Origin of the sequence: Curtobacterium sp. NPDC086286, from assembly GCF_044746255.1 — a bacterium.
Taxonomy (GTDB): Bacteria; Actinomycetota; Actinomycetes; order Actinomycetales; family Microbacteriaceae; genus Curtobacterium.
Window position 1 is genome coordinate 18,506 of sequence record NZ_JBIVBW010000002.1, and the last position, 23,572, is coordinate 42,077.

General features: G+C 70.4%; 19 protein-coding genes and 1 tRNA gene. 10 read left to right on the plus strand and 10 right to left on the minus strand.

From position 1 onward, the window contains the following. Window positions 1-71 precede the first annotated feature (71 nt). Entirely contained in the window at window positions 72-689 is a 618-nt protein-coding gene (locus ACIPKM_RS03570; RefSeq protein ID WP_070417122.1) for a GntR family transcriptional regulator, read from the minus strand. A gap of 14 nt (window positions 690-703) precedes the next feature. Beyond that, window positions 704-777 (minus strand) — tRNA-Gly (locus ACIPKM_RS03575). A 210-nt stretch (window positions 778-987) separates the two neighbouring features. Here ACIPKM_RS03575 and ACIPKM_RS03580 point away from each other — a divergent pair. The 3 genes from ACIPKM_RS03580 to ACIPKM_RS03590 all read left to right on the plus strand — a co-directional run bounded on the left by ACIPKM_RS03580 (window position 988) and on the right by ACIPKM_RS03590 (window position 5,536). Continuing rightward, window positions 988-2,055, plus strand: coding sequence for a DUF6177 family protein (locus ACIPKM_RS03580; RefSeq protein WP_402736192.1), 1,068 nt, complete (start codon window positions 988-990; stop codon window positions 2,053-2,055). Further along, window positions 2,045-2,392: a hypothetical protein gene (locus ACIPKM_RS03585; RefSeq protein WP_070417120.1), complete on the plus strand. Its 348-nt coding sequence runs from the start codon at window positions 2,045-2,047 to the stop codon at window positions 2,390-2,392. The genes ACIPKM_RS03580 and ACIPKM_RS03585 overlap by 11 nt, the downstream gene beginning before the upstream one ends. Before the next feature lie 210 nt (window positions 2,393-2,602). Next, window positions 2,603-5,536 carry an Ig-like domain repeat protein gene (locus ACIPKM_RS03590; protein ID WP_402736193.1) on the plus strand — a complete coding sequence of 978 codons (2,934 nt, stop codon included), beginning with the start codon at window positions 2,603-2,605 and terminating at the stop codon, window positions 5,534-5,536. 70 nt (window positions 5,537-5,606) lie between these two features. On the opposite strand, the gene ACIPKM_RS03595 is transcribed toward ACIPKM_RS03590, so the two are convergent. Beyond that, window positions 5,607-7,652, minus strand: a complete 2,046-nt coding sequence (locus ACIPKM_RS03595; protein WP_070417118.1) for a cytochrome c oxidase assembly protein — start codon at window positions 7,650-7,652, stop codon at window positions 5,607-5,609. Window positions 7,653-7,734: 82 nt separating this feature from the next. After that, the gene (locus tag ACIPKM_RS03600; RefSeq protein WP_402736194.1) at window positions 7,735-8,826 is read right to left on the minus strand and encodes a GNAT family N-acetyltransferase; all 1,092 of its coding nucleotides are present in this window, start codon (window positions 8,824-8,826) and stop codon (window positions 7,735-7,737) included. A gap of 88 nt (window positions 8,827-8,914) precedes the next feature. Between ACIPKM_RS03600 and dcd the strand changes: the two genes are divergently transcribed. After that, entirely contained in the window at window positions 8,915-9,502 is a 588-nt protein-coding gene (dcd, locus tag ACIPKM_RS03605; RefSeq protein ID WP_070417116.1) for a dCTP deaminase, read from the plus strand. A 25-nt stretch (window positions 9,503-9,527) separates the two neighbouring features. Here the strand turns inward: dcd and ACIPKM_RS03610 are convergent, their stop codons facing one another. Together ACIPKM_RS03610 and ACIPKM_RS03615 are read right to left on the minus strand one after the other, a co-directional pair. Then, the gene (locus ACIPKM_RS03610; protein ID WP_261646440.1) at window positions 9,528-10,271 is read right to left on the minus strand and encodes a hypothetical protein; all 744 of its coding nucleotides are present in this window, start codon (window positions 10,269-10,271) and stop codon (window positions 9,528-9,530) included. Between the two features lie 5 nt (window positions 10,272-10,276). Next, window positions 10,277-11,278 (minus strand): hypothetical protein, encoded by a 1,002-nt coding sequence (locus tag ACIPKM_RS03615; RefSeq protein WP_402736195.1) that lies wholly within the window; start codon window positions 11,276-11,278, stop codon window positions 10,277-10,279. Window positions 11,279-11,432: 154 nt separating this feature from the next. On the opposite strand from ACIPKM_RS03615, the gene ACIPKM_RS03620 reads away from it, so the two are divergent. After that, window positions 11,433-11,948, plus strand: a complete 516-nt coding sequence (locus tag ACIPKM_RS03620) for an XRE family transcriptional regulator (protein ID WP_083403123.1) — start codon at window positions 11,433-11,435, stop codon at window positions 11,946-11,948. Next, window positions 11,945-12,322 (plus strand): DUF86 domain-containing protein, encoded by a 378-nt coding sequence (locus ACIPKM_RS03625; RefSeq protein ID WP_071294381.1) that lies wholly within the window; start codon window positions 11,945-11,947, stop codon window positions 12,320-12,322. Before ACIPKM_RS03620 ends, ACIPKM_RS03625 begins: the two co-directional genes overlap by 4 nt. Before the next feature lie 122 nt (window positions 12,323-12,444). Here ACIPKM_RS03625 and ACIPKM_RS03630 read toward each other — a convergent pair whose 3' ends face one another. From ACIPKM_RS03630 to ACIPKM_RS03645, 4 genes are all read right to left on the minus strand, one after another. Further along, a complete protein-coding gene (locus tag ACIPKM_RS03630) occupies window positions 12,445-13,551 on the minus strand; it encodes a sugar-binding protein (protein ID WP_070417113.1) in 1,107 nt (368 codons plus the stop codon). A 78-nt stretch (window positions 13,552-13,629) separates the two neighbouring features. Beyond that, window positions 13,630-14,922 carry a multiple monosaccharide ABC transporter permease gene (gene mmsB, locus ACIPKM_RS03635; protein WP_070417112.1) on the minus strand — a complete coding sequence of 431 codons (1,293 nt, stop codon included), beginning with the start codon at window positions 14,920-14,922 and terminating at the stop codon, window positions 13,630-13,632. After that, a complete protein-coding gene (gene mmsA, locus ACIPKM_RS03640; protein ID WP_402736353.1) occupies window positions 14,919-16,442 on the minus strand; it encodes a multiple monosaccharide ABC transporter ATP-binding protein in 1,524 nt (507 codons plus the stop codon). Before mmsA ends, mmsB begins: the two co-directional genes overlap by 4 nt. A 523-nt stretch (window positions 16,443-16,965) precedes the next feature. Continuing rightward, the gene (locus ACIPKM_RS03645; RefSeq protein ID WP_070417111.1) at window positions 16,966-17,988 is read right to left on the minus strand and encodes a LacI family DNA-binding transcriptional regulator; all 1,023 of its coding nucleotides are present in this window, start codon (window positions 17,986-17,988) and stop codon (window positions 16,966-16,968) included. 309 nt (window positions 17,989-18,297) lie between these two features. Here ACIPKM_RS03645 and ACIPKM_RS03650 point away from each other — a divergent pair, with 309 nt between their 5' ends. The 4 genes from ACIPKM_RS03650 to ACIPKM_RS03665 all read left to right on the plus strand — a co-directional run bounded on the left by ACIPKM_RS03650 (window position 18,298) and on the right by ACIPKM_RS03665 (window position 23,438). After that, complete coding sequence (locus ACIPKM_RS03650; protein ID WP_402736196.1) at window positions 18,298-19,581, plus strand: nitrate/nitrite transporter; 1,284 nt, start codon at window positions 18,298-18,300, stop codon at window positions 19,579-19,581. Between the two features lie 26 nt (window positions 19,582-19,607). Next, entirely contained in the window at window positions 19,608-20,384 is a 777-nt protein-coding gene (locus ACIPKM_RS03655; RefSeq protein ID WP_402736197.1) for an SDR family NAD(P)-dependent oxidoreductase, read from the plus strand. A gap of 97 nt (window positions 20,385-20,481) precedes the next feature. Further along, the gene (locus ACIPKM_RS03660) at window positions 20,482-22,014 is read left to right on the plus strand and encodes an FAD-binding oxidoreductase (RefSeq protein WP_402736198.1); all 1,533 of its coding nucleotides are present in this window, start codon (window positions 20,482-20,484) and stop codon (window positions 22,012-22,014) included. Next, complete coding sequence (locus tag ACIPKM_RS03665; RefSeq protein ID WP_402736199.1) at window positions 22,011-23,438, plus strand: FGGY-family carbohydrate kinase; 1,428 nt, start codon at window positions 22,011-22,013, stop codon at window positions 23,436-23,438. Before ACIPKM_RS03660 ends, ACIPKM_RS03665 begins: the two co-directional genes overlap by 4 nt. The last annotated feature ends 134 nt before the right edge of the window (window positions 23,439-23,572 follow it).

Here is a 23,572-nt window from a genome sequence, read left to right on the forward strand (position 1 = left end):
CTGTGTCACGCGGACATTCAAGCATCACGGCTGGCGCCGACCAAGTCCCTCGTTGGGTTTCGTATACGTTCCTACGGGTTCAGCGCCCGGTAGATCGCTTCGTCGCGGCGCAGGTGCTCGTCCATCAGCAGGCCCGCTTGCACCGAGGCGCCGCGCAGGATCGCGCCGGCGACGGCGGTGTGGTCATCGCTGCTCGACGCCACCTCGTCCTGCGTCACGCGCTCGAAGGCCCAGGCAGTCTGGTGGATCAGGTGGTCGATCATCGTCTCGAGTCGGCTGTTCCCCGCGGCGCGCGCCACCAGCCCGTGGAACGCGAACCGCGGCGACTGCGCGGCCTCGATCTCCTGGTCGGACCGTTCCTCGTGACCGACGGCGCGCAGCAGGTCGGCGCACTCGCCGCCCTGGCGACGAGCGGCGAGCTCGGCAGCCAGCACCTCGAGTCCGCGGCGGATCTGCATGAGCTCGATGACGACCTCGGTCGAGGAGTCGGCGACGCGGACGCCCTTGAACTTCTCGGACTCGACGAACCCCTCGGTCTCCAGCTGTCGGAGTGCTTCACGCACGGGGACCCGTGAGACCCCGAAGCGTTCGGCCAGGGCGTCTTCCTTCAGGCGGGAGCCGCGTGGCAGCGTACCGGCGATGATCTCGGCCCTGATCGCCTTGAGGACAGATGCCGGCTTGGACTCCACAGCACGATGCTAGTTGGAGCGAGTGACGGGAATCGAACCCGCGCTACCAGCTTGGGAAGCTGGAGTTCTACCATTGAACTACACTCGCGCACCCCGCTCAGCGGGACGTCGCAAGCCTAGCGGATTCTGCGCTGGACGCCAGCCGAGTGCCCGCCGAGCGTGGCGCTGCCGACCCGCACCGCGCCTCCTGGCCGGACCCGTGTCTCCGCTGTGAGCCGGTCCGTCTGACGGACAGGTGTCGCCCCCGTGTGTACCGTCCAGGTGGATCGAGCGACCCGCGAACCCGAGGAGGACCCGGATGGTCAGACATCCCCTCATCGACGACGTGGTCGGCCCCGCGATCGTGGTCGACTCTGCCTCGCCGGTGGTGTGGCTGACCGAGGCGCTCGCCTCCCTGCTCCGTCGGGCATCCGAGTCCGGACGCTTCGTCGTCCTCCGCACCGGGGCCGGCTCCGCGCTCACACCGGCGCTCCGGCACGCCCTCGGCGCGTACGGGGCCGCGTGGGCCGTCACCGATCCCGACGGCACGCTCCGCGACGGACGGACCGGCGTCGCAGCCTCCCGCATCGAGGACTTCGTGCACCGCGGCCCCGAGCTCGTCGGCACGCCCTCGCCGGAGCACCCCGTCGCGCGCGACTCGGTGCGGCAGATCAGCATCGACCTCACGCTGCGCCACCACGCCGAACGCGCGATCGACATCGGGTCCGCGATCGAGGCCCTCTGCGAGACGGTCGGCACCTGCCCGACGCGCTGGGGCACCGCCGAACCGCTCACCGTGCCGTGGGACCGCTGGGTCGTCACGCAGTACGCCAAGCACGAGGCCCCGGCGGTGTCGACGTCGTACGCCGTGGGCGAGGGCTTCTCGGCGACGATGACCGCGCACCTGCTCGACGGCGTGGTCGTCGAGACGATGTCCGCCGTGCTCACGATCCCCGAGGACGGCGCCGACCAGACGCTCGCGCCGCGGCTCCTCGACGCCGTGCACCGCGTCGCCGAGGACGTCGAACCCGTCTTCGGTGTGGTGATGCAGCGTCGTGGCGACGCCGACCACCTCGTCCGTGCCGTCTCGCACGGCGAACCCGCTCCGCTGGCGGTCGTGGTCGGACCCGAGGCGACCGAGTTCCTCGACCGGGACGGCGTGTGGCCCCCGCCCCGCACGACCACCTCGACGTTCGGCGGCGGCGGTCTCGTCGTGCGCTTCGACGACGGCTGGGAAGCGCTTGAGGCGTTCCTCGACCGCATCGACGAGGACCGGTTCCTGCAGCTCGTCGGTGGTGCCCCGCTCGACCCGGCGCACGACGAGGGCACGCTGGACGGCCACGTCGGGGACGGTTCGCACGTGTTCGGCGGTCACCGTGCCCCGTGACGTCACCCTGCTCTGCCGCGGGCCGGTGGAGACGCGCGACGTCGCCGAGGCACTGCTCCTGCACGATGAGTCCTGGGGTGTCCGGGCGCTCGACGACGGCCCGATGATGCAGGTCTGCCGGGACGCCACGCACCCCGTGATCACCGTGCTCGCGGTGCGGCGCGTGGACGCCCTCGACGAGGTCGAGCGGATCCTGCCGGACGCCCCGACGCTGTCGACGCCGCTGTGGTGGGTGGACACCGTGACGCCCGAGGGGGCGGACGGCGAGTCCGGGATCTCCGCCGCGCTCGAGGCCGCGATGGACCTCGACGCGGTCTGCATCGTCCACGGCGACTGAGCACCGACCGCCTCTGCGGCCACCCGGAGTGGGGCCAGCGCGAGCGCTCGACGCGACTCGCGGGCCCGGGCGTGTCCCCAGTTGTGGTGCGAACGGTCGTTTCGAGACCCGCGGGTACCCGATCCGGCCCTACGGTGTGAGGACCCGAGCCGACGAGCCGGGCGCGCACGCTCCTCGTCGGCACCGCTCTTCTCACTGAACAGGGCTCCAGTGCGTACACAACCCCAGAAGCGTGCCGTCGCGCGCGCTCGCAGCATCCTCTCCGGCGTCGTCGTCGCCGGCCTCGCCGGTCTCGCGCTCGTGGGGGCGGGTGCGTCCACCGCGTCCGCCGCCGCTCCCGCGCAGACCACCTTCGTGAACGAGGGGTTCACGACCGGTTCGGTCGGCGACGGCTACCTCCTGCCGTCCACGCAGTCCGGCGCGGCGAACGAGGCGTGCCTCACCGCGGCCCCGGCGGCCGGCACCAGCAACGACGGCAGCATCCCGACCTGCACCACGGACGGCAAGGGCATCGCCTCCGGTTCGGTCCGTGACGCGAGCGGCAACGGGGCGCTCCGCCTGACGACCGCGCAGGGCGACAAGGCCGGCGGAGTCGGCTCCCGCCAGTCGGTCCCGATCACCAAGGGCATCGACGCCGTCTTCGACAGCTACCAGTACAACGGCAACGGCGCGGACGGGATCGTCTTCTACCTCGCCGCGACCGACCCGTACAACCCCGAGGTCCCCGAGAAGATCGGGTACCTCGGCGGCTCGCTGGGCTACAGCGCGAGCATCACCGACAGTCAGAACGCGTCCATCGGCACGAAGGCGTCGGGGCTCTCCCACGCCTACCTCGGCGTCGGCCTCGACCGGTTCGGCAACTTCTCGAACAAGGCGTTCGGCGGCTCGGGCTGCACCGCGGACGCGTCCGCTGCCGCCTACGCGAACAACGTCACGGTCCGGGGCCCCGGCAACGGCCTGAACGGCTACTGCATCGTCTCGACGACCGCGGGCACCCCGCTCGCGGGCAACGGCACGCTCAGCCGGACCGGGGTGACCGACCGCACCACCGCGAAGGTCCCCGTCGAGATCGTCATCAACCCGACGACCTCGACCCTGCGCGCGCAGGGCACCGGGAACACGGACGTGTCGGTCGATCCGGGCACGTTCAAGGTCGTCTTCACGTCGAGCGGTGGGACCCGGCAGGTCCTGGCCGGCGCGCTCCCCACGCTGAAGGGCGGCAGCAACGTCGCGGGCGTGCCGTCCTCGTGGGTCGACCAGACCACCGGGTACCCGTACAAGCTCACCTACGGATGGGTCGCGGGCACCGGTGGATCGAACGACGTGCACGAGGTCAACGCACTCAAGACCACGACCGTCGCCGGTCCGGTGCCGGTGCTGACCGCCCAGACGGGAGGCACGGCGAAGGTCGCGCACGCCGGCTCGGGCACGTACACCCTCACCCCCACCGTGTCGGCCGACGGTGGCTCGGAGGCGCAGCTCGTGCGCACCACCACCACCTTCCCGACGGGTGTCACGCCCGACGTCGCCACGGCGAGCGGCGACGGCTGGAGCTGCACCGCCGCCGGTCAGGTCGTCACGTGCGACCAGGCCGCGGCGGACCGCACGCCGGGCACCGTCCTGCCGACGCTGACGATCCCGTACACGGTGTCCGGCGCCGCCCGCACCGCCACCGTCTCGACCGTCGTCGCCTCCACCGACGCCGAGGCCGTGACCGTCACCCGTGCCGTCGAGGTCCAGCCGCAGTCGAGCACCGTCTCGGTCGGTGCGGCCGCAGCGGTCGTCGGCGACCGCGCCACCCTGACGGCGAGCGTCGCCTCCGGGGAGTCCGACGGGGCGACCACGCCGACCGGGTCCGTCGTGTTCACGGACACCGAGTCCGGCGTCGTGCTCTGCACCGCGACGCTCGCCTCCGGAGTCGCGTCCTGCGACGTCCCGACCTCGACGGTCGGCACCCGCGGGATCACCGCGACCTACCAGGGTGACGCCGACCACGCCTCCGCCACGGGCGACGGCTCGCTCGTCGTCTCGAAGGTCCCGACCGCGATCACCGTGACGTCGACGCCGGCGTCCACGACGTACGGCGCGACCGTGACCCTCGCGGTCGACGGCCTCGACGCCGTCGACGGCGACCGGCCCGCACCGACCGGGACCGTCGAGTTCCGCGCCGGCGGGAAGGTCCTCTGCACGGCGACCCTGCCGGCCACGAGCTGCGACGTCTCCGGGCTCGCCGCCGGGACGCACTCGGTGACCGCGGTCTACTCGGGCGACGGTCGGTACGAGGGCTCCACGGCCGTGGCGGTCGACCTCACCGTCCGGAAGGCCGTGACCACCATCACGCCGGGCACGTCCGACCCGACGGACCCGAGTGGACCGTCCGACCCGTCCGGCCCCGGCACCGACACGACGGTGACCGTGACGCACGGCGAGACCACCACGCTCGGGAGCCCGAACGTGCCGAAGGACGCCACCGGGACGATCGACTACGTCACCGACGACGGCACCGTGCTCTGCACCGCGACCCTGCCCGACACGACCTGCGACGTCCCCGCCGACCTCGCGGGTGGCACCTACCGCGTGCACGCCCGGTACAGCGGCGACGACAACTACGAGCCGGCCGAGGGCGACCCCTTCGACCTCGTCGTGACCGCGCAGCCGACCGAGCTGGTCGGCTCGACCGACACGACCCGCGCGGTCGTCGGCACCACGGTCCGCCTCAGTGCGTCCGGCCTGCCGACCGGCGCGACCGGCACGGTGACCTTCACCGCGGCGGACGGGACCGTCCTGTGCACGGCGACGCTCCCCGAGACGAGCTGCGAGACCGATGCGCTGCCCGTCGGGACGAACACCGTGACGGTGTCCTACAGCGGGGACGCGTCCTTCGCGGCGTCGACCACCACGATCGAGGTCGTCGTCGTGGCCGCACCCGCCACGGTCACCCCGGCAGCGGACCCGACCGCCGACCCGACCGCAGCGGCGACCCCGTCGCACGCGCCGGTCGGGTCGGGCACCGGTGCGCTCGCGTTCACCGGGTCGCCGCTCGCGATGGGCACGGGCATCGGCCTCGCGGCCGCACTGCTCCTCGGCGGCCTGGTGCTGCTGATGGTCCGCCGGACCCGCGCTGCCCGGGACGCCTCGGAGTAGCAAGCAGGTCGGGCAGACCCCACCGGACCGCGCACCGTGCGACCTCGCACGGTGCGCGGTCCTGTTCCCGTCAGTCGCGGTCGTGCATCGCGGCGAGGCGCTCGTTGTACGCCTTGAGGTCCGCGTCCCCGTCCCGTTCCGCCTTGCGGTCGAGGCGCTTCGCGTCACGGGTGTCCGACCTGACCCAGTTGCGCACGACGAGCAGCGCGACGAACACCATCGGCAGCTCGGACGCACCCCACGCGATCCCGCCGCCGGTGTGCTGGTCGGCCAGGAGTGCGGCGTCGTTCGTCTGCCCGAGCGCGTGGAACCAGTCGATCGCGAAGACCGACTCCGACGTCATGACCGCGACGCCGAAGAACGCGTGGAACGCCAGGGTCGCGAGCAGGGCGATGATGAGGATCGGGTACTGCGGTCGCTTGGGGCCCGGGTCGACGCCGACGAACACCCAGAAGAACAGGTACCCGCTGAAGACGAAGTGCACGATCATCGCCACGTGCCACTCGTGCGACTGCATGGCGTACTCGTACGCGGGCGTGAAGTAGAACACGACGAGGGACCCGGCGAAGATCACCCCGGCGACGGCCGGCTTCGCGAGGAACTGCATGTACCGCGAGTGCGTGAAGAGCATGAGCCACTCACGGGCACCGCGCGAGCCGTCGTTCCGCACCGGCAGGGTCCGCAGTGCGAGGAGCACGGGGCCACCGAGCACGAGCGGCAGCGGCACGAACATCATCAGCAGCATGTGCTGGAGCATGTGCGACGAGAAGTGGATCATCCCGTAGACCGCCGGCCCCGCCGACGTCGTCCAGATGAACAGCGCGCACCCGAGCAGCCACGCGATCGTGCGTCCGACGGGCCACTTGTCGCCGCGCTTCCGGAGCTTCCGGACGGCGAGCAGGTACCAGCCGGCCCCGACGACCGCGAGCGCCAGCCACACCCAGTCGATGTGCCACTGGGTCAGGTAGGTCTGCACGGTCTGCGCGGGCGGGTACGGGAACCCGATGAGTCCGGAGCGGGTGTCGTCCCCGGTCTCCGGCGTCTGCGGGATCGGCGGCTGCGAGCGGGAGACGGCGACGGAGACCCCGATGGCGATCGCCATGAACACGATCTCGGCGAGGGCGAACCGCACGAACACGCGGCGGTCGAGCGGCGCGCGGAGGAGCCCCGGCACGAGCCGCCGCCGCTGGACGACCCCGGCGAGCCCGAGCAGCACGAGGATGGCGGCCTTGACCGTGATGAGCCACCCGTAGGTCGTCGTGAACAGGTCGAGCGGGCCGGTCAGGCGGAGCGACGCGTTCACGATGCCCGAGAACGCGACCGCGGCGAACGCCCATCCCGCGAGCGTCGAGTACCGCGACACGACCCTCCCGGTGGCGCCCTTCGTCCGGGTGCGCAGGACGAGCACGGCGACGAGGCCACCGGCCCAGACGCAGACGGCGACGAGGTGGACCGCGAGCGAGTTCACCGCGTTGGCGTGCTCGAGCGACCCGGCCGCGTGCCCGGACAGGGCGAGCGGCAGCAGCGCGAACAGCCCGGCGACCGTCGCCACCGCGAGCGTCGTCACCCGGGTGGCGAAGGCGGCGACCACGGTCGCGACGAGGATCGCCACGGCCGACACCACGAGCGCCTGCCCGATCTCGACCTGGAACGCGAAGAGGGTGAAGTTCCGCGCGAACACCGGGTTCGTCAGCGGGACGCCGAGGGTGTTCGCGCCCGTCAGCACGATGCTCACCACGGCCGCGAGGAACCACACCGAACCCGTCGCGGCCGCCCAGCGAGCGGCGCGGTGCTGCACGCTCGACATCGCTCGGTGGTCCTTCTTCTGCGCCGGGAGTGCGAACGCCGCGACGACGAGCAGGCCGATCGTCAGCGCCGCCATGGTGTCGTGCACCACGCGCGCGACGGGCAGCCCGTACTCGACGAGGTCGCCGGCGGACACCAGTTGCTGGTTCGCGGTGAAGGCGCCGGTGAGCGTCATCCCGAGGATCGAGCACGCCACCGCGAGCGGGACGGCGACGACGAGGACCGTCGCGACGGTGGACGTGCGCGCGGTGACGGGCGCCGATTCCGGCGCCGCGCCTCCTGGCTGGGTTTCGGGTGACGTGACGGTCATGACCGTCCAATCGTAGGCGTGTGGGCCTGGAGGCGCGGCGTGCGTCGCGCGCACCGGCTGCGGCCCGCCTCAGGTCGCGTCGTCAGACGCGGCGCTCCCAGATGCCCTCGCTCCCGACGCCCACGAACCCGACCGCCTCGTTGACGTCGAGCATCGGGCGGTTCTCCTCGGCGTTGAACGTGATGATCGAGGGTCGCCCCGGGAAGTCCTGCTCGACGCGTTCGATCCCGGCCACCTTGAGCAGCCATCCGAGCCGGTGCCCGCGGTGCTCCCGCAGCACGAGGGTGTCGCCCTGCATGACCGGCTGGTGCACCGCGTCCGGCACTGCCAGCTGCGTGAAACCGGCCAAGGTGGTCGTCGGGAGGTGTTCGACCGCGACCGTGACCATCGTGCGCGGCGAGCGGTGCAGCTGCGCCTCGTGCTCCTGCAGGCGCTCGCGCGTCCAGACGTCCTCCGGCTCCTCCATGTCGCCCTCGGGAGCGTCGGTGCTCATCCGGGTCTCGAGCAGTGCGATGCCGTCGAGCCACTGCTCCGGCGTCGGCCCGGCCCACGCGTGCACCCGGTAGTCCGGCCCGGCGGCGGCCGCTGCCCGGTCGTGGAGCTCGCGCACCACGGAGTGGTCGGCCGGCAGCGCCAGGCGACTGATCCGGTTGACCTGCCCGAAGCGCCAGCCGCGCCCGCTGAGGAGCCGTGCGCCGGCTTCGTCCTCGGGCACGGCGCCGTAGCCGGTGGGCGGGACGAGGTACCCCGGTCCGGACGCCGGCCCGACCTGCCGTGACACCGCGTACGTCTTCCACTGCGTGCGACCGTCGTCGCGGGCGATGCCCTCGAGGTGCTCGGCCAGCAGCGTGCCGATGCCCCGCCGCTGGTGGTCCGGTGCGACGGCGACCGCGATCCAGCAGTTCGGGGTCCCCGGTGCCTCCTTGGTGTCGTAGGAGCCGGCGGCCACGACGTCGCCGTCCGGATCGCGCACGACGAAGAGGCGGCTCGGTGCCTCGGGGTCGAGCAGGTACGGCAGCTGTTCCTCGGGCGTCCAGAGGATCTCGGGCAACCGGGTGACGGCGACCTCGGCGGCGTTCTGCACGCGGACCCAGTCGCGGAAGGCCTGCACCGTCGCGGCGTCGTCGTCCATGGTGGCGGGCACGTCGAGTTCGTGCACGGTGTACGCGGTCATGTCGGTTCCTCCTGGCCGTGTGACGCCGCCCGACGCTGGGCAGCCTCGCAGCTTACCGGTGCCGTTCCGCTGCCGCTAGGCTCGTCGCGTGCTGCTCTCCGACCGCGACATCACCGCCCAGCTGGCCGAGGGCCGGATCGGCCTCGACCCGTACGACGCCTCGCTCGTCCAGCCGTCGAGCATCGACGTCCGGCTCGACAAGTTCTTCCGGTTGTTCGACAACCACAAGTACCCGCACATCGACCCGGCGGTCGACCAGCCCGACCTCACCCGGCTGGTCGAGACCGACCCGGACGAGGCGTTCGTCCTGCACCCGGGGGAGTTCGTGCTCGGCTCGACGTACGAGGTCGTCACGCTGCCCGACGACATCGCGGCACGGCTCGAGGGCAAGAGCTCGCTCGGGCGCCTCGGGCTCCTGACCCACTCCACGGCGGGCTTCATCGACCCGGGCTTCTCCGGGCACGTCACCCTCGAGCTCTCGAACGTGGCGACCCTGCCGATCAAGCTCTGGCCGGGCATGAAGATCGGCCAGCTCTGCTTCTTCCAGCTGTCGAGCCCGGCCGACAAGCCGTACGGCTCCGCCGAGTACCAGTCGCGGTACCAGGGGCAGCGCGGTCCGACGCCGTCGCGCTCGGCGCAGAACTTCCTGCGGACGGACGTCTCCCGCCGCTCCTGACCGGCACCCGGGTGGACGTCGGACGTCAGACCACCGCGATGTACTCCCTGATCAGCGCGACGAAGCGTGGCCCGGCGATCCCGGAGTCCGCGAATCGTGCATCGGCCGGCCTGATGCTCCGGAGGGTTCGTGCGGTGTCCAGCCGGCGCCCGCTCACCGGTTCGGTGTCGAGGGCCCACCCGCCGACGGCGTCGGCACCGTGTGCATGACGGATCTCCAGCAGGTGCCCGAGGTCTGCGAGGTCCTTCGTGGAGCGGCGCGAAGCCCAGGCGTACGTCTTGAGGATCGTCGCCATCTCGACGGTCGGGACCCGGACCACGAAGCGCTCTTCGCGACCGTGGGTGTCGACCACGGTCGTGTCGACCTCGATCGGGTCCTGTGCGAGGACGACGTCGAGGCCGGGACTCGCGTCGAAGTGCCGCCCGCCGAGGTGCCGTGGGCGAAAGCGTCCGTCGAGCGACTCCACGAGCAGGTCGATCGTTCGGCCGTCCCGCTCGAACCGGTTTCCGGCGGTTGCCCGGTACGCGTCGGCGAGCAGCCTGTCGACCACGTCACCGCGGGCCGCGATCTCAGTGCTCACGCCCGCGTCAGCGTCGACGGTCCGCCGCGCCGCGAGTCCGTCGACCGGGAACGCTGTCAGGAGCAGTCCGACCATGTGGCCTCCGACGATGCGCGCGGCGCTGCGATCGGCGATCGCGCGTACTGCGTCACCGAGCGAGGCGAAAGCGAGTTCGTCGGCGACCGAGGTGCACGGGACCACCACGCTCACACGGATCACCGTTCGTCCCGCCCGTCGAGCGTGACGCGGCGCAGTGCCAAGACCGCGTCGTCGCGGTCGGGACCCCGGGAGTTGGCGACCTCCCATGCCGTGACCAGCGGATCCGTGAGCGTCGGTGCGCCGTGCGGGTCCCAGGCTCGAGCGGTCGCGAAGACGGTGGGATCTGCGGGGACGACCACCGCGAGCGTCTCGTCACCGGGTGGTGCCGTGGTGAAGCGTGCCGCGAGGTCGAGGTCGGCCTCGCTGTAGAGGACCGCGACGGCCGGGCGACGAACCGGCGCGAGGGTGTCGGCGGCCGAGTCGCCGGAGACGAGCACCGGACGTGACTCGGAGCGCGCTGCCTCGACTGCCCGCTGCCGCTGGAGGTCGAGCGCGGCCACGCTCGTCCAGCGTCTGCGTACCCCCGACGGGCCCGGGTACGCCGACAGGAACTCGTCCCACAGTGCTGAGGCATCACGACCGACCCATCCTCCGGCCGTTCGCTCCACGCCGAGGCTGTGCAACGCGGGCAGGGCGAGCGCGATCGCCTGCTGGGTGACGCCCGTCTCGCTCGCGAGTTCGGACTGTGTTCGCGGAGCGCCGGTGCGCACGAGTGCTCGCATCAGCGCGAACCGTCCCCAGGGCGTGCGGCCGCGTGAGCCACGCACCGGGGCCGGAACGGGCGTCCGCGACCACTCGGTGCCGTCGATCAGTACGGCACCTTGGTCGACGGCCGCGACGATCACCCGCGGGTCAGCGAGCGCGATCGCGCGGAGGGAGGCGGTCGATCGTGGAACGACGTACAGCAGCGCTTCAGCCGCCATCGCGCCTCGGCCGAGAGTGCCCAGCTCACGCATCACGCGCGCCGGGGTCGGAGGGGTGTCGAGCGCCCGGATGAGCACGTGGCGGAGTCCCTGCCGAGACGTCAGAGTGGCGGTCCGTGACGAGGTCGCACGGACGGAGAGGTCCAGGTCGGGCACAACTGTCTCGAGCAACTCGAGGCCCCGCACGACGTCCATGGCGTGATCGTACAAGCAAAGCGGACGTCGAATGGAAAAACTTGTATTCGGCATAACGCGGCCCGCGATATCGCCCGTCGCAATCTCCTGGACGCGGCACTCCGAACCGCAGGATGTGCGTAAAGAAATGTCGCATTCTGTGTATCGTGGCCGCATGTCCGCAGTACTCCCACGACCCGCGCCGCCAGTGTCGGCAGCCGGGCTCATCCGGGACGCCCGCCTCCGCGCCGAACTCACCCAGGTGCAGCTCGCCGACCGCGCCGGCGTCACGCAGAGCGTCATCAGCACCTACGAGAACGGACGCCGCGAGCCGTCCCTCGCCGCACTGCAGCGGCTCCTGCTCGCAGCGGGGTTCACGGCCGCGATCGACCTGCACCCCGTCGAGGAACCGCCGCCCCTCCGCGAACGGGTGATGGCCGCACGGCGGGAACTCGTCGCGATCGTGCAGCGCCTCGGTGGCCGCAACCCCCGGCTCTTCGGCAGCGTGGCCCGGGGCGAGGACGGCCCGGCGAGCGACGTCGACCTGATGGTGGACCTCGATCCCGGGCTCGGCATCTTCGCGCTCATGCGGATCCAGGACGAGGCGGAGCAGCTCCTCGGCGTGCGGGTGGACGTCGTGGACGCCGCCGGCATGGGCGCCGACGCCGTCCGGGACGCGGTGCCGCTGTGAGCCGCGACGTCGGGGACCGGCTCGACGACGTGATCCGTGCCTGCGGGGTGATCCGTGCCTACGTCGACGACGACGCCCTGCCGGAAGGCCTCGTGTACGACGCGGTCCGGATGCGACTGGTCGAGATCGGCGAGGCGGTCCGGATGCTCCCGAGCGCGGTGACGTCGACCGAGCCGAGCATCCCGTGGTCGCGGGTGTCGCTCCTCGGCGAACGCCTCACCCGGCGGTACTTCGACACGACGCCGGCGGTGGTGTTCGGGACGGCCCGGGTGGACGTGCCGTCGCTCTGCGAGGCGGTCCACCGCCTGCGCGCCGCGCACGCAGCGCGCGGTGACCGTCGGGGCGCGGCAGGGGCAGTGGACCCGACGCAGTGACGGACGGGAGGCGCGGGTCGGCCCCGGACCGCGCCTCCCGTCCGACCGTGCCCCCGCCGCGAACGCGGGACGGCCCCGTCTCGCCGGAGCGAGACGGGGCCGTCGTCGTGTGATCGGGGAGATCAGCCCTTCTTGGCGAGTGCCTCGAGGGTGTCGTTGCCCTTGTAGGCCTCGACCGCGTTCTCCTTGGTCACGAGGACCGGGGTGAGCTCGATCGCCGGAACCGTCTTGACGCCGTTGTAGTTGTTCGTCTTGTCGATCTTGGTGTCGGGCTTGTTGCCCTTCGAGAGGTCGGACACCAGGTCGATGGCGGCCTGCGCCTCCTCGGTGGTGTTCTTGTAGATCGTCGAGTACTGCGTGCCCTGCATGATGAGCGGGATCGACGCGGTCTCCGAGTCCTGGCCGGTGACGACCGGGTTCGGCTTGCCGGCGGCCTTCGTCGCGGTCAGGATCGCACGGGCGAGGGTGTCGTTCGGCGACAGGACGCCGTCGAGCTTGGTGTCACCCGAGTAGTACTGCGACAGCAGGTCGGTCATGCGGGACTGGGCGTTCTGCGCGAGCCAGCCCTTGGTCTGGACCTTCTGGAAGGTCTCCTGGCCGGACGTGACCTTGACGGTGCCGTCCTTGATCTTCGGCTCGAGGACGTTCATCGCACCGTTGAAGAACACGGTGGCGTTCGCGTCGTCCGCCGAACCGGCGAAGAGCTCGATGTTGTAGGGGCCGTCACCCTTCTCGGCCTTGAGGCCGTCGAGGAGTGCCTGCGCCTGCAGCTGGCCGACCTTGTAGTTGTTGAACGCCACGTAGTAGTCGACGTTCTTGGTGTTCAGGATGTTGCGGTCCCAGGCGATGACGGTGACGCCCTTCGCCTTGGCGGCCTTGACCTGCGAGCCGAGCTGCGAACCGTCGGCGGCACCGATGATGACGACCTTGGCGCCCTTGGTGACCATGCCCGAGATCTGCGACTGCTGGTCCGGGACGGGGTTGCCGGCGTTGGCGTACTGGATGTCGGCCTTGAAGCCGGCGTCCTCGATCGACTTCTCGAACGCGGCGCCCGCGAGCACCCAGTTCTGCGAGGTCTTGGCCGGCAGGGCGACACCGATGAGGTCGCCCTTCTTGATCTCGGTGCTCGAGCCCGAGTCCGAGCCGGAGGTGCCGCGAGCCGAGCAGCCGCTGAGGGCGAGGCCCGCGACGAGCGCCAGGCCGATGCCGGCGATGAGCTTCTTGCGCATGTGAGTGCTTTCTCTTCGTTGAGGGGTGGTGCTGTGGTGAGGGGTTCGAGCGCCCCGGGAGCCCGGGGCGCCACGTCTTTACTGGGTGTTGACCTTGTCCGGCTGGTCCTGGATGGACTGCGGCTGCTGGGCTGCCACCGTGTTCTGCTCGGTGTCCTTCTTCTGGAACTGCCGCATCATGCCGCCGATGAGCGACGGGCGGCCCTGGGACTTCGAGTAGACGTCGAAGGCGACCGCGACGAGGAGGACGAGACCACGGATGATCTGCACCTTGTTCGACTCGATGCCCATGAGCTGGAGGCCGTTCGACAGGAGCGCCATCACGAGGCCACCGATGATCGACCCGGAGATCGTGCCGATGCCACCCGCGACCGCGGCGCCACCGACGAACACGGCGGCGATCGCGTCGAGCTCCCAGCCGGTGCCGTCAGCCGGACCCGAGGCGTTCGAGTAGCCGACGAACACCATGCCGGCGACCGCGGCGAGCACGGACATGTTCGCCATGACGAAGAAGTTGACCTTGCGGGCGCTGACACCGGAGAGCACCGCGGCGCTCGCGTTGCCGCCGACCGCGTAGACCTGGCGACCGAAGATCGTGTTCTTCGTGATGAAGCCGTAGATGATCGTGAGGACACCGAGGATGATCGCGACGATCGGGATCGAGGTACCGACGGGGCCGGCGCCGAACAGGTAGGTCGCGACGAGCGTGACGGCGACGAGGACGCCCGTGCGGACGATCGACACCCACAGCGGCGGGACCTCGGCCTGCATCTTCTTGCGGCGGGAGCGGCCGCGGGCCTCGATGACGATCAGGGCGATGATCGTGGCCAGACCGATGAGCAGCGTGCCGTTCGAGTACCCGAAGTCCGGGCCGAAGTCGCCGAGGTAGCCGGCGCCGATGGCGTTGTACGAGTCCGGGGTCGGCACCGAGGTCGACTGGCCGATGATCTGGTTCGCACCGCGGAAGATGAGCTGACCGGCGAGCGTCACGATGAACGCGGGGACCCGGACGAACGCCACCCAGAAGCCCTGCCAGGCACCGACGAGGGCGCCGACGGCGAGGCCGAGGATGATCGCGGCCCATGCCGGCCAGTGCCACACGGACATCGACTGCGCGACGATGATGCCGACGAACGCTGCGACCGAACCGACCGACAGGTCGATGTGGCCGGCGATGATCACCATCACCATCCCCAGCGCGAGGATGAGGATGTAGGAGTACTGCAGGAACAGGTTGATGACGTTCGTCGGCTCGAGGATCAGGCCCTTGGTCGTGATCGAGAAGAAGATCACGATCGCGATCAACGCGATGATCATGCCGTACTGGCCGATGCTGTTGCCCTTGCCGAACAGCAGTTTCAGGTTCTTCATGAGACGAGAGCGCCCTTCCGCGCGGAGGTCATGCTGCGCATGAGCGTTTCTGGATCGGCCTGTTCCGAGGGGATGTCGGCCGTGATCTGGCCCTCGAAGATCGTGTAGATCCGGTCGGAGAGGCCGAGGAGTTCGGGGAGCTCGGAGGAGATGAGGATGATGCCCTTCCCCTCGGCTGCGAGCTGCTGGATGATGCCGTAGATCTCGAACTTGGCGCCCACGTCGATGCCGCGGGTCGGTTCGTCGAGGATGAGGATGTCCGGGTCGGTGAACATCCACTTCGACAGGACGACCTTCTGCTGGTTGCCGCCGGAGAGCTTGCCGACGTTCTCCTCGACGGTCGGCACCTTCGTGCGGAGCAGCTTCCGGTACTTCTCGGCAACGTTGTACTCCTCGAGGGAGTCCACGACGCCAGCCTTCGAGATCTTCTGCAGGTCGGCCGCGACGGTGGATCGCTTGACCGTGTCGAGCAGGTTGAGGCCGAGCGCCTTGCGGTCCTCGGAGACGTAGCCGATGCCGTGCTCGATCGCCTGCTGGACGTTGGTGACCTTGATCTCCTCGCCGTCCTTGATGATCTGCCCGCCGAGCCACGTGCCGTAGGAGCGGCCGAAGATGCTCATCGCGAGCTCGGTGCGGCCGGCGCCCATCAGACCCGCGAAGCCGACGATCTCGCCGCGCTTCACGTGGAAGTTCGAGCCCTTGCAGACCAGGCGCGAGGAGTCGAGCGGGTGCTGGACGGTCCAGTCGCGGACCTCGAAGAACGTCTCACCGATCTTCGGGGTGCGGTCCGGGAAGCGGCTCTCGAGCGACCGGCCGACCATGCCGCGGATGATGCGGTCCTCGTTGACGCCGTCGCCCTTGACGTTCAGCGTCTCGATGGTCTTGCCGTCGCGGATGATCGTGATCTCGTCGGCGATCTGCTCGATCTCGTTCAGCTTGTGGCTGATGATGATGCTCGAGATGCCCTTGGCCTTCAGCCCGACGATGAGGTCGAGGAGGTGCTGCGAGTCGTTCTCGTTGAGCGCCGCGGTCGGCTCGTCGAGGATGAGGAGCTTGACGTCCTTGTGCAGGGCCTTGGCGATCTCGACGAGCTGCTGCTTGCCGACGCCGATGTTCTTGATCTGCGTGTCCGGGTCGTCGGCGAGGCCGACGCGGGCGAGCAGGTCCTGTGCACGGAGCTGGGCGCTCGTCCAGTCGATGACGCCGAACTTGCCCGGCTCGTTGCCGAGGAACAGGTTCTCGGTGATCGAGAGCTCCGGGATCAGCGCGAGCTCCTGGTGGATGATCACGATGCCGGACTGCTCGGAGTGCTTGATGTCCTTGAACCGGACCTCTTCGCCCTCGAAGACGATCTCGCCGTCGTAGGTGCCGTACGGGTAGACGCCGGACAGGACCTTCATGAGGGTCGACTTGCCGGCACCGTTCTCGCCGCAGATCGCGTGGATCTCGCCGGCACGGACGCTGAGCGAGACGTCGGACAGCGCCTTCACACCAGGGAACTCCTTGGTGATCGAGCGCATCTCGAGGATCGTCTCGGGTGCGGTGATCGACCGGGTCTCGAGGCCGGTGTCGATCGGGGTTGACGCCACGGTGCATCTCCTTCTGCCGCTGCGATGCGGCAGTCCTTCGGGTGGTTCTGCGAGCGGCGACGAAGGGCACAGGAGGCCTGTGTGGACTTCGTTGTCGCGTCCGGAGTCCCGCGTCGTGACGGTCATGTGACCGTTCACATCGGCGGAACGGAGGTAATACTACGCACGCGATCGGCGCGCCTGTCAATTCGGTTTGGTCGCGTTTGTGTAACGGGCCGCGTGATCTGGCGAAACCGGGCACCGCACGTCCCCCGCGTTGGGGTACCCGGGTGGGTCGATGACGGCCTGGAGGCGCGGATCGGCGCCGCCCCGCGCCTCCCGTCCGCGCACGCGCGCGCCCACCCCGCAGGGCCGCGCCCGCCACGCTTCGTGAGCAGAAATGGTCGGGTCGCGTTGCCCGACCCGACCATTTCTGCTCACGAAGCCGCGCCGCGGCGCGGCGCCCGCGCCGCGCTCAGCGCTTGCGCGGGGCGCCCGTGGAGCCGCGCACCACGAGCTGGGGCACGATGTCGATCGGCCGGAGGACGGCGTCGTCGTCGCCGGGCAGGAGCAGGTCCACGCACCGTCGGCCGAGTTCGGCGAAGTCCACCTGCACGGTCGTGAGCGGCGGCCAGAAGTGCTTCGCCTCGGGGATGTCGTCGTAACCGACCACCGACAGGTCCCCGGGGACGTCGAGGCCGTACGAGCGCGCGGCGTGCACCACCCCGAGCGCCATCGCGTCGTTCGAGCAGAAGATCGCGGTGCAGTCCCGCCAGCGCAGGAGCTCGCGGCCGGCGTGGTACCCGAAGTCGGCGGACCAGTCGCCCAGGATCGGCGGGACGACGGGCATGTCGCGGTCGGACATCTCGCGCAGGAAGCCCTGCATCCGGGCGTCCGCCTCGATCCAGTCCTGCGGTCCGGCGATGTGCCGGACGTACTCGTGCCCGAGGTCGAGCAGGTGCGCCGTCGCGAGCCGGGCGCCCTCCATCTGGTCGACCCAGAGTGCGGTCGGGTCCTCGCCGACGCTCGAGCGCATCGTGACGTACGGCGTCCGGATCCCGAGCTCCTCGATGAGGTCGAACACCCGCTGCTGCGGCGCGATGACCACGATCCCCTCGACGTCCTGGTCGAGCAGGTGCCCGAGGCCGTCGCGGACGGCGGTGTCGGTCGGCTCGGCGATGTTCGCCGTCGTCACGGAGTACCCGCGGCTGACCGCGGCGTCCTCGATCGCCTGCATCGTCACCGCCGGCCCGTAGTGCGAGCGCTGCGCGGTGAGCACACCGATCGTCCGCGTCCGGCTGGTGACCAGTGCCCGTGCGGCACGGTTCGGACGGTACTGCAGCTGCTCCATCGCCGCGAGGACACGGTCGCGGGTCTCGGCCCGGATCGCGTCCGAGTTGTTGAGCACCCGAGACACCGTCTGGTGGGACACACCGGCAACCCGCGCGACGTCGCGGATGCTGGGCGACCGCGGTTGCTGTGCCCGCGTCGACGCCATTGCTACTCGTTTCCTGCCCGGGGCCGTGGCACGCCCATGTGCACGTTCACATTCCGAGCCAGATCATTATGCACGCCTCCGGCATCCACGCCACCTGAGTTGTCGTTTCCCGATCCGGTGGGGTACGGTTCACGTCGTATCCGGCATATCGCCCGTACCGGAACGCACAACTGCAGATCGGCCGTCCGCCCGAGGACGGCAGTCGCTCCAGACCTCAGAGAACAGCGACACCCGCAGCGCACCAGCGCTGGGGTGTCGCTGTTCTCTTTTTTGCGTCCACCGAACCCCATCCACCACGAAGGAGTGGTCTTGACCAAGGCCCGCAGACTGACGAGCTTCATCGTCCTGTCGATGACCGGCGGCGTGATCTTCCAGGTCGCGTACATCCGGTTCGTGTTCCTCGCGGACACCGCGCACGCGCTCGACCTCACCATCCAGCGCTACGGCGAGATCACGTCGGTCTTCGGCGCCGTCGCCGTGCTCATGTACTTCTGCGGCGGCTGGTTCGCCGACCGCTTCTCACCGAAGGCGCTCATCGTGATCGCGCTCGCGGGGATGGGGATCGTCGACCTCTGGCTGTCGACGGTGCCCGGTGAGACCGGGATCGTGGTCGCCCACGTGCTCATGGCCGTCCTCGGCATGGGGCTGTACTGGTCGTCGCTCGTGAAGCTCGTCTCGATGCTCGGGACCGCCGACGAGCAGGGCCGGCTCTTCGGCTGGCTCGAGGGCGTCCGCGGCATCACGTCGACCGTCGTGGGCTTCGTCGGCGCCGCCATCGTCGCCGCCGCGATCGCCGAGACGGGCGGGGTCCTCTGGGTGATGCGCATCTACGGCGTGCTCTGCGTCGTGTTCGCCGTGCTCGTCCTGGTCGTCGTCCGCACCGACCGGGACGCCCTCGGCCAGGTCGGACGCCAGGCCGTGTCGCTCCGGGAACTCGGGGCCGCCGCCCGCAACAAGTACACCTGGCTCATCGGCTTCTCGATCATGGCGATGTACTGCTTCTACACGCTGCTCGGCTACCTCACGCCGCTGCTGCAGGACGGCTTCGCGGTGCCCGTCGTGCTCCTCGGGGCGATCGGCGTCGTCCGCACGTACGTGTTCCAGATCGTCGGCGGCCCGGTCGGCGGCGTGCTCGTCGACCGGTGGACGAAGTCGTCGCCGGCGTTCCTCCGGTGGGCGTTCGTCGTCGCGGCGATCAGCGCCGTGGGCTTCCTGCTCCTGCCGCACGACCCCGCCCTCGTGTGGATCGCCGTCGTGCTCATGATCGTGATGTGCCTCGCGGTGTTCACCTCGCGCGGCATCTACTGGGCGCAGGTCGGCGAGGTCGAGGTCCCGCTCGCTCAGCGCGGCGGTGTGATCGGGCTCGCCTCGGGCATCGCCTACCTGCCGGACGCCTTCCTCCCCGCCCTCGGCGCGTGGTGGGTCGGCGACCCGGCGAACGGCGTGCCCTCGCAGGGCGGCGGCTACACGACGATGTTCGCCGTCCTCCTCGGCGCCGCCGTCCTCGGCTTCCTGCTCACCACCCTCACCATGCGCGTCCGTGCACGCGAACTGCGGAACCGCCCGGCGCCCGACGTCGTCGTCGCCGCCTGACCCACCTCGAAAGGACCCCTCACCCCATGGACATCCGCGACTTCTCGATGGACCTGTTCTCGCTCGCCGGCAAGCGTGCGATCGTCACCGGCGGCAACTCGGGCCTCGGCCAGGCGTTCTCGCTCGCCCTCGCCAAGGCCGGCGCCGACGTGTTCGTGCCGAGCGTGGTCGACGACGACGGCACGACCCGGGCGCTCGTCGAGGGCGAGGGACGCCGGTACGAGTTCCTCGAGGTCGACCTCACCGCCGCCGACGCCCCGACGCGCATCGTCGACGCGTGCACGGAGCGGCTCGGCGGGGTCGACGTGCTCGTCAACTCGGCGGGCATCTGCCTGCTCGACGACGTCGAGGCGTTCGACCGCGCGAAGTGGGACCCGATGATCGCCGTGAACCTCACCGCGCCGTTCGCCCTCGGGCACGCCGTCGCGAAGCACTTCGTCGCGCAGGGCTCGGGCAAGATCATCAACATCGCGTCGCTGTTCGCGTTCCTCGGCGGACAGTGGTCGCCCGCGTACGCCGCGACCAAGCACGGGATCGTCGGCTTCACGAAGGCGTACTGCGACGAGCTGGCGCAGCACAACGTGCAGGTGAACGCGATCGCGCCCGGGTACTTCGCCACGAAGATCACCGAGCAGACCCGGTCGGACCCGGAGACGAACCAGCGCGTGCTCGACCACATCCCGGCCGGGCGCTGGGGCGACGTCGCCGACCTCATGGGCGCGACGGTCTTCCTCGCCTCGCGCGCATCCGACTACGTGAACGGCCACACCCTCACCGTCGACGGCGGGTACCTCGTCCGCTGACGACGGACAGGAGGCGCGTGACGGCACCGCCACGCGCCTCCTGGGCACAGACCACCAGACCAGAGCAACGAAACACACCAACGAAGGGCTCACCACCATGATCGACTCGATCGCCACCCTCGACCGGGCCGAGATCCTGCAGCGTCTCGCCGGCATCGTCCGCCCCGAACAGATCGACACGGACGAGCAGCACCTCAAGGACGCCAGCGTCGACCGGTTCAAGAAGTACCAGTCCGTGCACGGCATCCACGACGCCCCGACCCCCGTCGCGATCGTCAACGCCGAGTCCACCGAGGACGTCGCCGCGATCCTGGCGTTCGCGGACGACAACCTCGTCAACATCGTCCCGCGCACCGGTCGCACCGGTACCGAGGGCGGCCTCGAGACGAGCGTCGTCGACACGATCGTGCTCGACTGCTCGCGGATGGACGCCGTCCTGAAGATCGACCCGGAGAACATGCAGGTCACGGTGCAGGCCGGTGTGCCGCTCCAGCGCCTCGAGGACGAGCTCCGCCTGCAGGGCCTCACCACCGGCCACTCGCCGCAGTCGAAGCCGCTCGCCCAGTACGGCGGCCTCGTCGCGACCCGCTCGATCGGGCAGTTCTCCACCCTGTACGGCGCGATCGAGGACATGGTCGTCGGGCTCGAGGCCGTGTTCCCCGGCGGGAAGGTCCGTCGCATCAAGGCCGTCCCGCGCCGCTCGGCCGGCCCGGACATCCGCCACGTGGTCATCGGCAACGAGGGTGCGCTCTGCGTCATCACCGAGGTCACCGTCAAGCTCTTCAAGTACCAGCCCGAGAACAACGAGTTCCACGGCGCGCTCGTCGACGACATGCGGACGGGCATCGCGATCCTGCGCGAGGTCATCACGAACGGCTTCCACCCCTCGGTCGTGCGGCTGTACTCGCCGGAGGACGCCAACCAGCACTTCTCGCACTTCTCGAAGGACAGGTGCGTGGTGGTCTTCGTCGCCGAGGGCCCCGCCGGCATCGTCCGTGCGACCTCGGAGGAGATCCAGCGCGTCCTCGCCCAGCACCCGCACGAGCGGGTCGACCCCGCGCTCATCGAGGCGTGGTTCGACAACCTCAACTGGGGCCAGGACAAGATCGACGCCGAGAAGGCCGTCATGCTGCGCGACGGGCAGCTCGGCTACACGACCGAGGTCTCGGCGGACTGGTCGGCCGTCGGCGACGTGTACGACGCGGTGATGCGCCGCATCCGCGAGGAGTACCCGTACGCCGGCGACCTGACGATGCTCGGCGGCCACTCGTCGCACAGCTACCAGACCGGCACGAACATGTACTTCGTGTACGACTACCGCATCGACTGCTCGCCCGAGGAGGAGATCGAGAAGTACCACATCCCCCTCAACGCGATCATCGTCGAGGAGGCGCTGCGCCACGGTGGCTCGATGGTCCACCACCACGGTGTCGGCAAGTACCGCACCCCCTGGGTCGAGGAGGAGCACGGCTCGGCGTTCGCGATCATGCAGGGACTCAAGGCGCAGTTCGACCCGAAGGGCATCATGAACAAGGGCACGATCTTCCCGGAGCCGGGCGCGATCCAGCCGGCCGCGGCCGACCCCGACACGACGTTCGGTCGCGCGACGAGCGGGCGCACCGGCGCATGACCAGGTACCTCGTCGGCATCGACAACGGCTCGCAGTCGTCGAAGGTCACGGTCTTCGACGAGCGGGGCGGGGTCGTCGCCGAGGGGCGTGTGCCGCTGCGGCCGAACCACACGCCGGCACCGGGAGTGGTCGAGCACCCGGACGACGACCTCTGGGACTCGATCGCGGCGGCGTGCCGGATCGCGATGGAGGCGTTCCCGGGCGACCCGTCCGAGATCGTCGGCGTCGGTCTCTGCACGATCCGGTTCTGCCGGGCGGTGCTCCGCGCCGACGGGTCGCTCGCCCAGCCGGTCCTGAGCTGGATGGACGCCCGCGTCGGCGCGCCCTTCGTCGCCGAGCAGGACGACGTGGCGTACGTCACGACGTCCTCCGGGTACGTCACGCACCGGCTCACCGGCGCCTTCCGGGACACCGCGGCGAACTACCAAGGAGTCTGGCCGATCGACACCGACACCTGGCGGTGGAGCGAGGACGAAGCGGCGTATGCCGCGACCGGCATGCGACCGGACCAGCTGTTCGAGCTCGTCGCGCCGGGCGAGGTCCTCGGCACCGTCACGGCCGAGGCCGCGGCGGCCACGGGCCTCCCGGTCGGCCTACCGGTGGTCGCGACGGCCAACGACAAGGCCGTGGAGGCCCTCGGCTGCGGGCTCCTCGACCCGACGACGCTCCTCGTGTCGCTCGGCACGTACATCGCGGGCATGTCGGTCGGCGAGCGGAACATCGACGGGGCGTCCGACTTCTGGACGAACTTCGGCTCGGAGCCGGGCCGCTACCTCTACGAGTCCGGCGGCATCCGTCGCGGCATGTGGACCGTGAGCTGGTTCCGCGACCTGCTCGGGCCGGACTTCGCGGCAGCGGCCGACGCGGCGGGCGAGCGCGCCGAGGACCGACTGGGCCGCGAGGCCGCCGACGTCCCCGCGGGATCGGACGGGCTGCTGACCGTCCTGGACTGGCTCGCGCCGGCCGACGCGACGTTCCGGAAGGGCTCGATCCTCGGGTTCGACGGACGGCAGGGCCGGGCGCACGTGTACCGGTCGATCCTCGAGGGCATCGCGATGACGATGCGCGACCGCGGGGATGCCATGGCCGCCGAGCTCGGGACGGCGTACCGCCGGGTGGTCGTCTCCGGCGGTGGTTCGTCGTCCGACCTGATGATGCAGATCATGTCGGACGTGTTCCAGGCGCCGACCATCCGTGTGGTGGGCGACAGCGCTGCGGGGCGCGGGGCGGCGATCTGCGCGGCGGTCGCGACCGGGGTGCACCCGTCGTTCGAGGCTGCGGCCGCGGCGATGGTCGTCGAGCGGGACCGCTTCACGCCGGACCCGTCGACCGCGGCGGTGTACGACGCGCTGCGTGCCGTGCACGCGGACGTGACGGCGCACACCGACGAGGTCTACCGGCGGACGGCGGCCATCGTCGGCTGACGGGTGCGACGCGACCGCTCGGAGGACGGGAGGCGCGGGGGCCCCCGGGCCCCCCCCCCCCCGCCCGGGCGGGGGCCGGGTAGAGCCACGTTGGCGGTGGGAAGATAGCCCCCAGCACCCCCCACAGGGCGAGC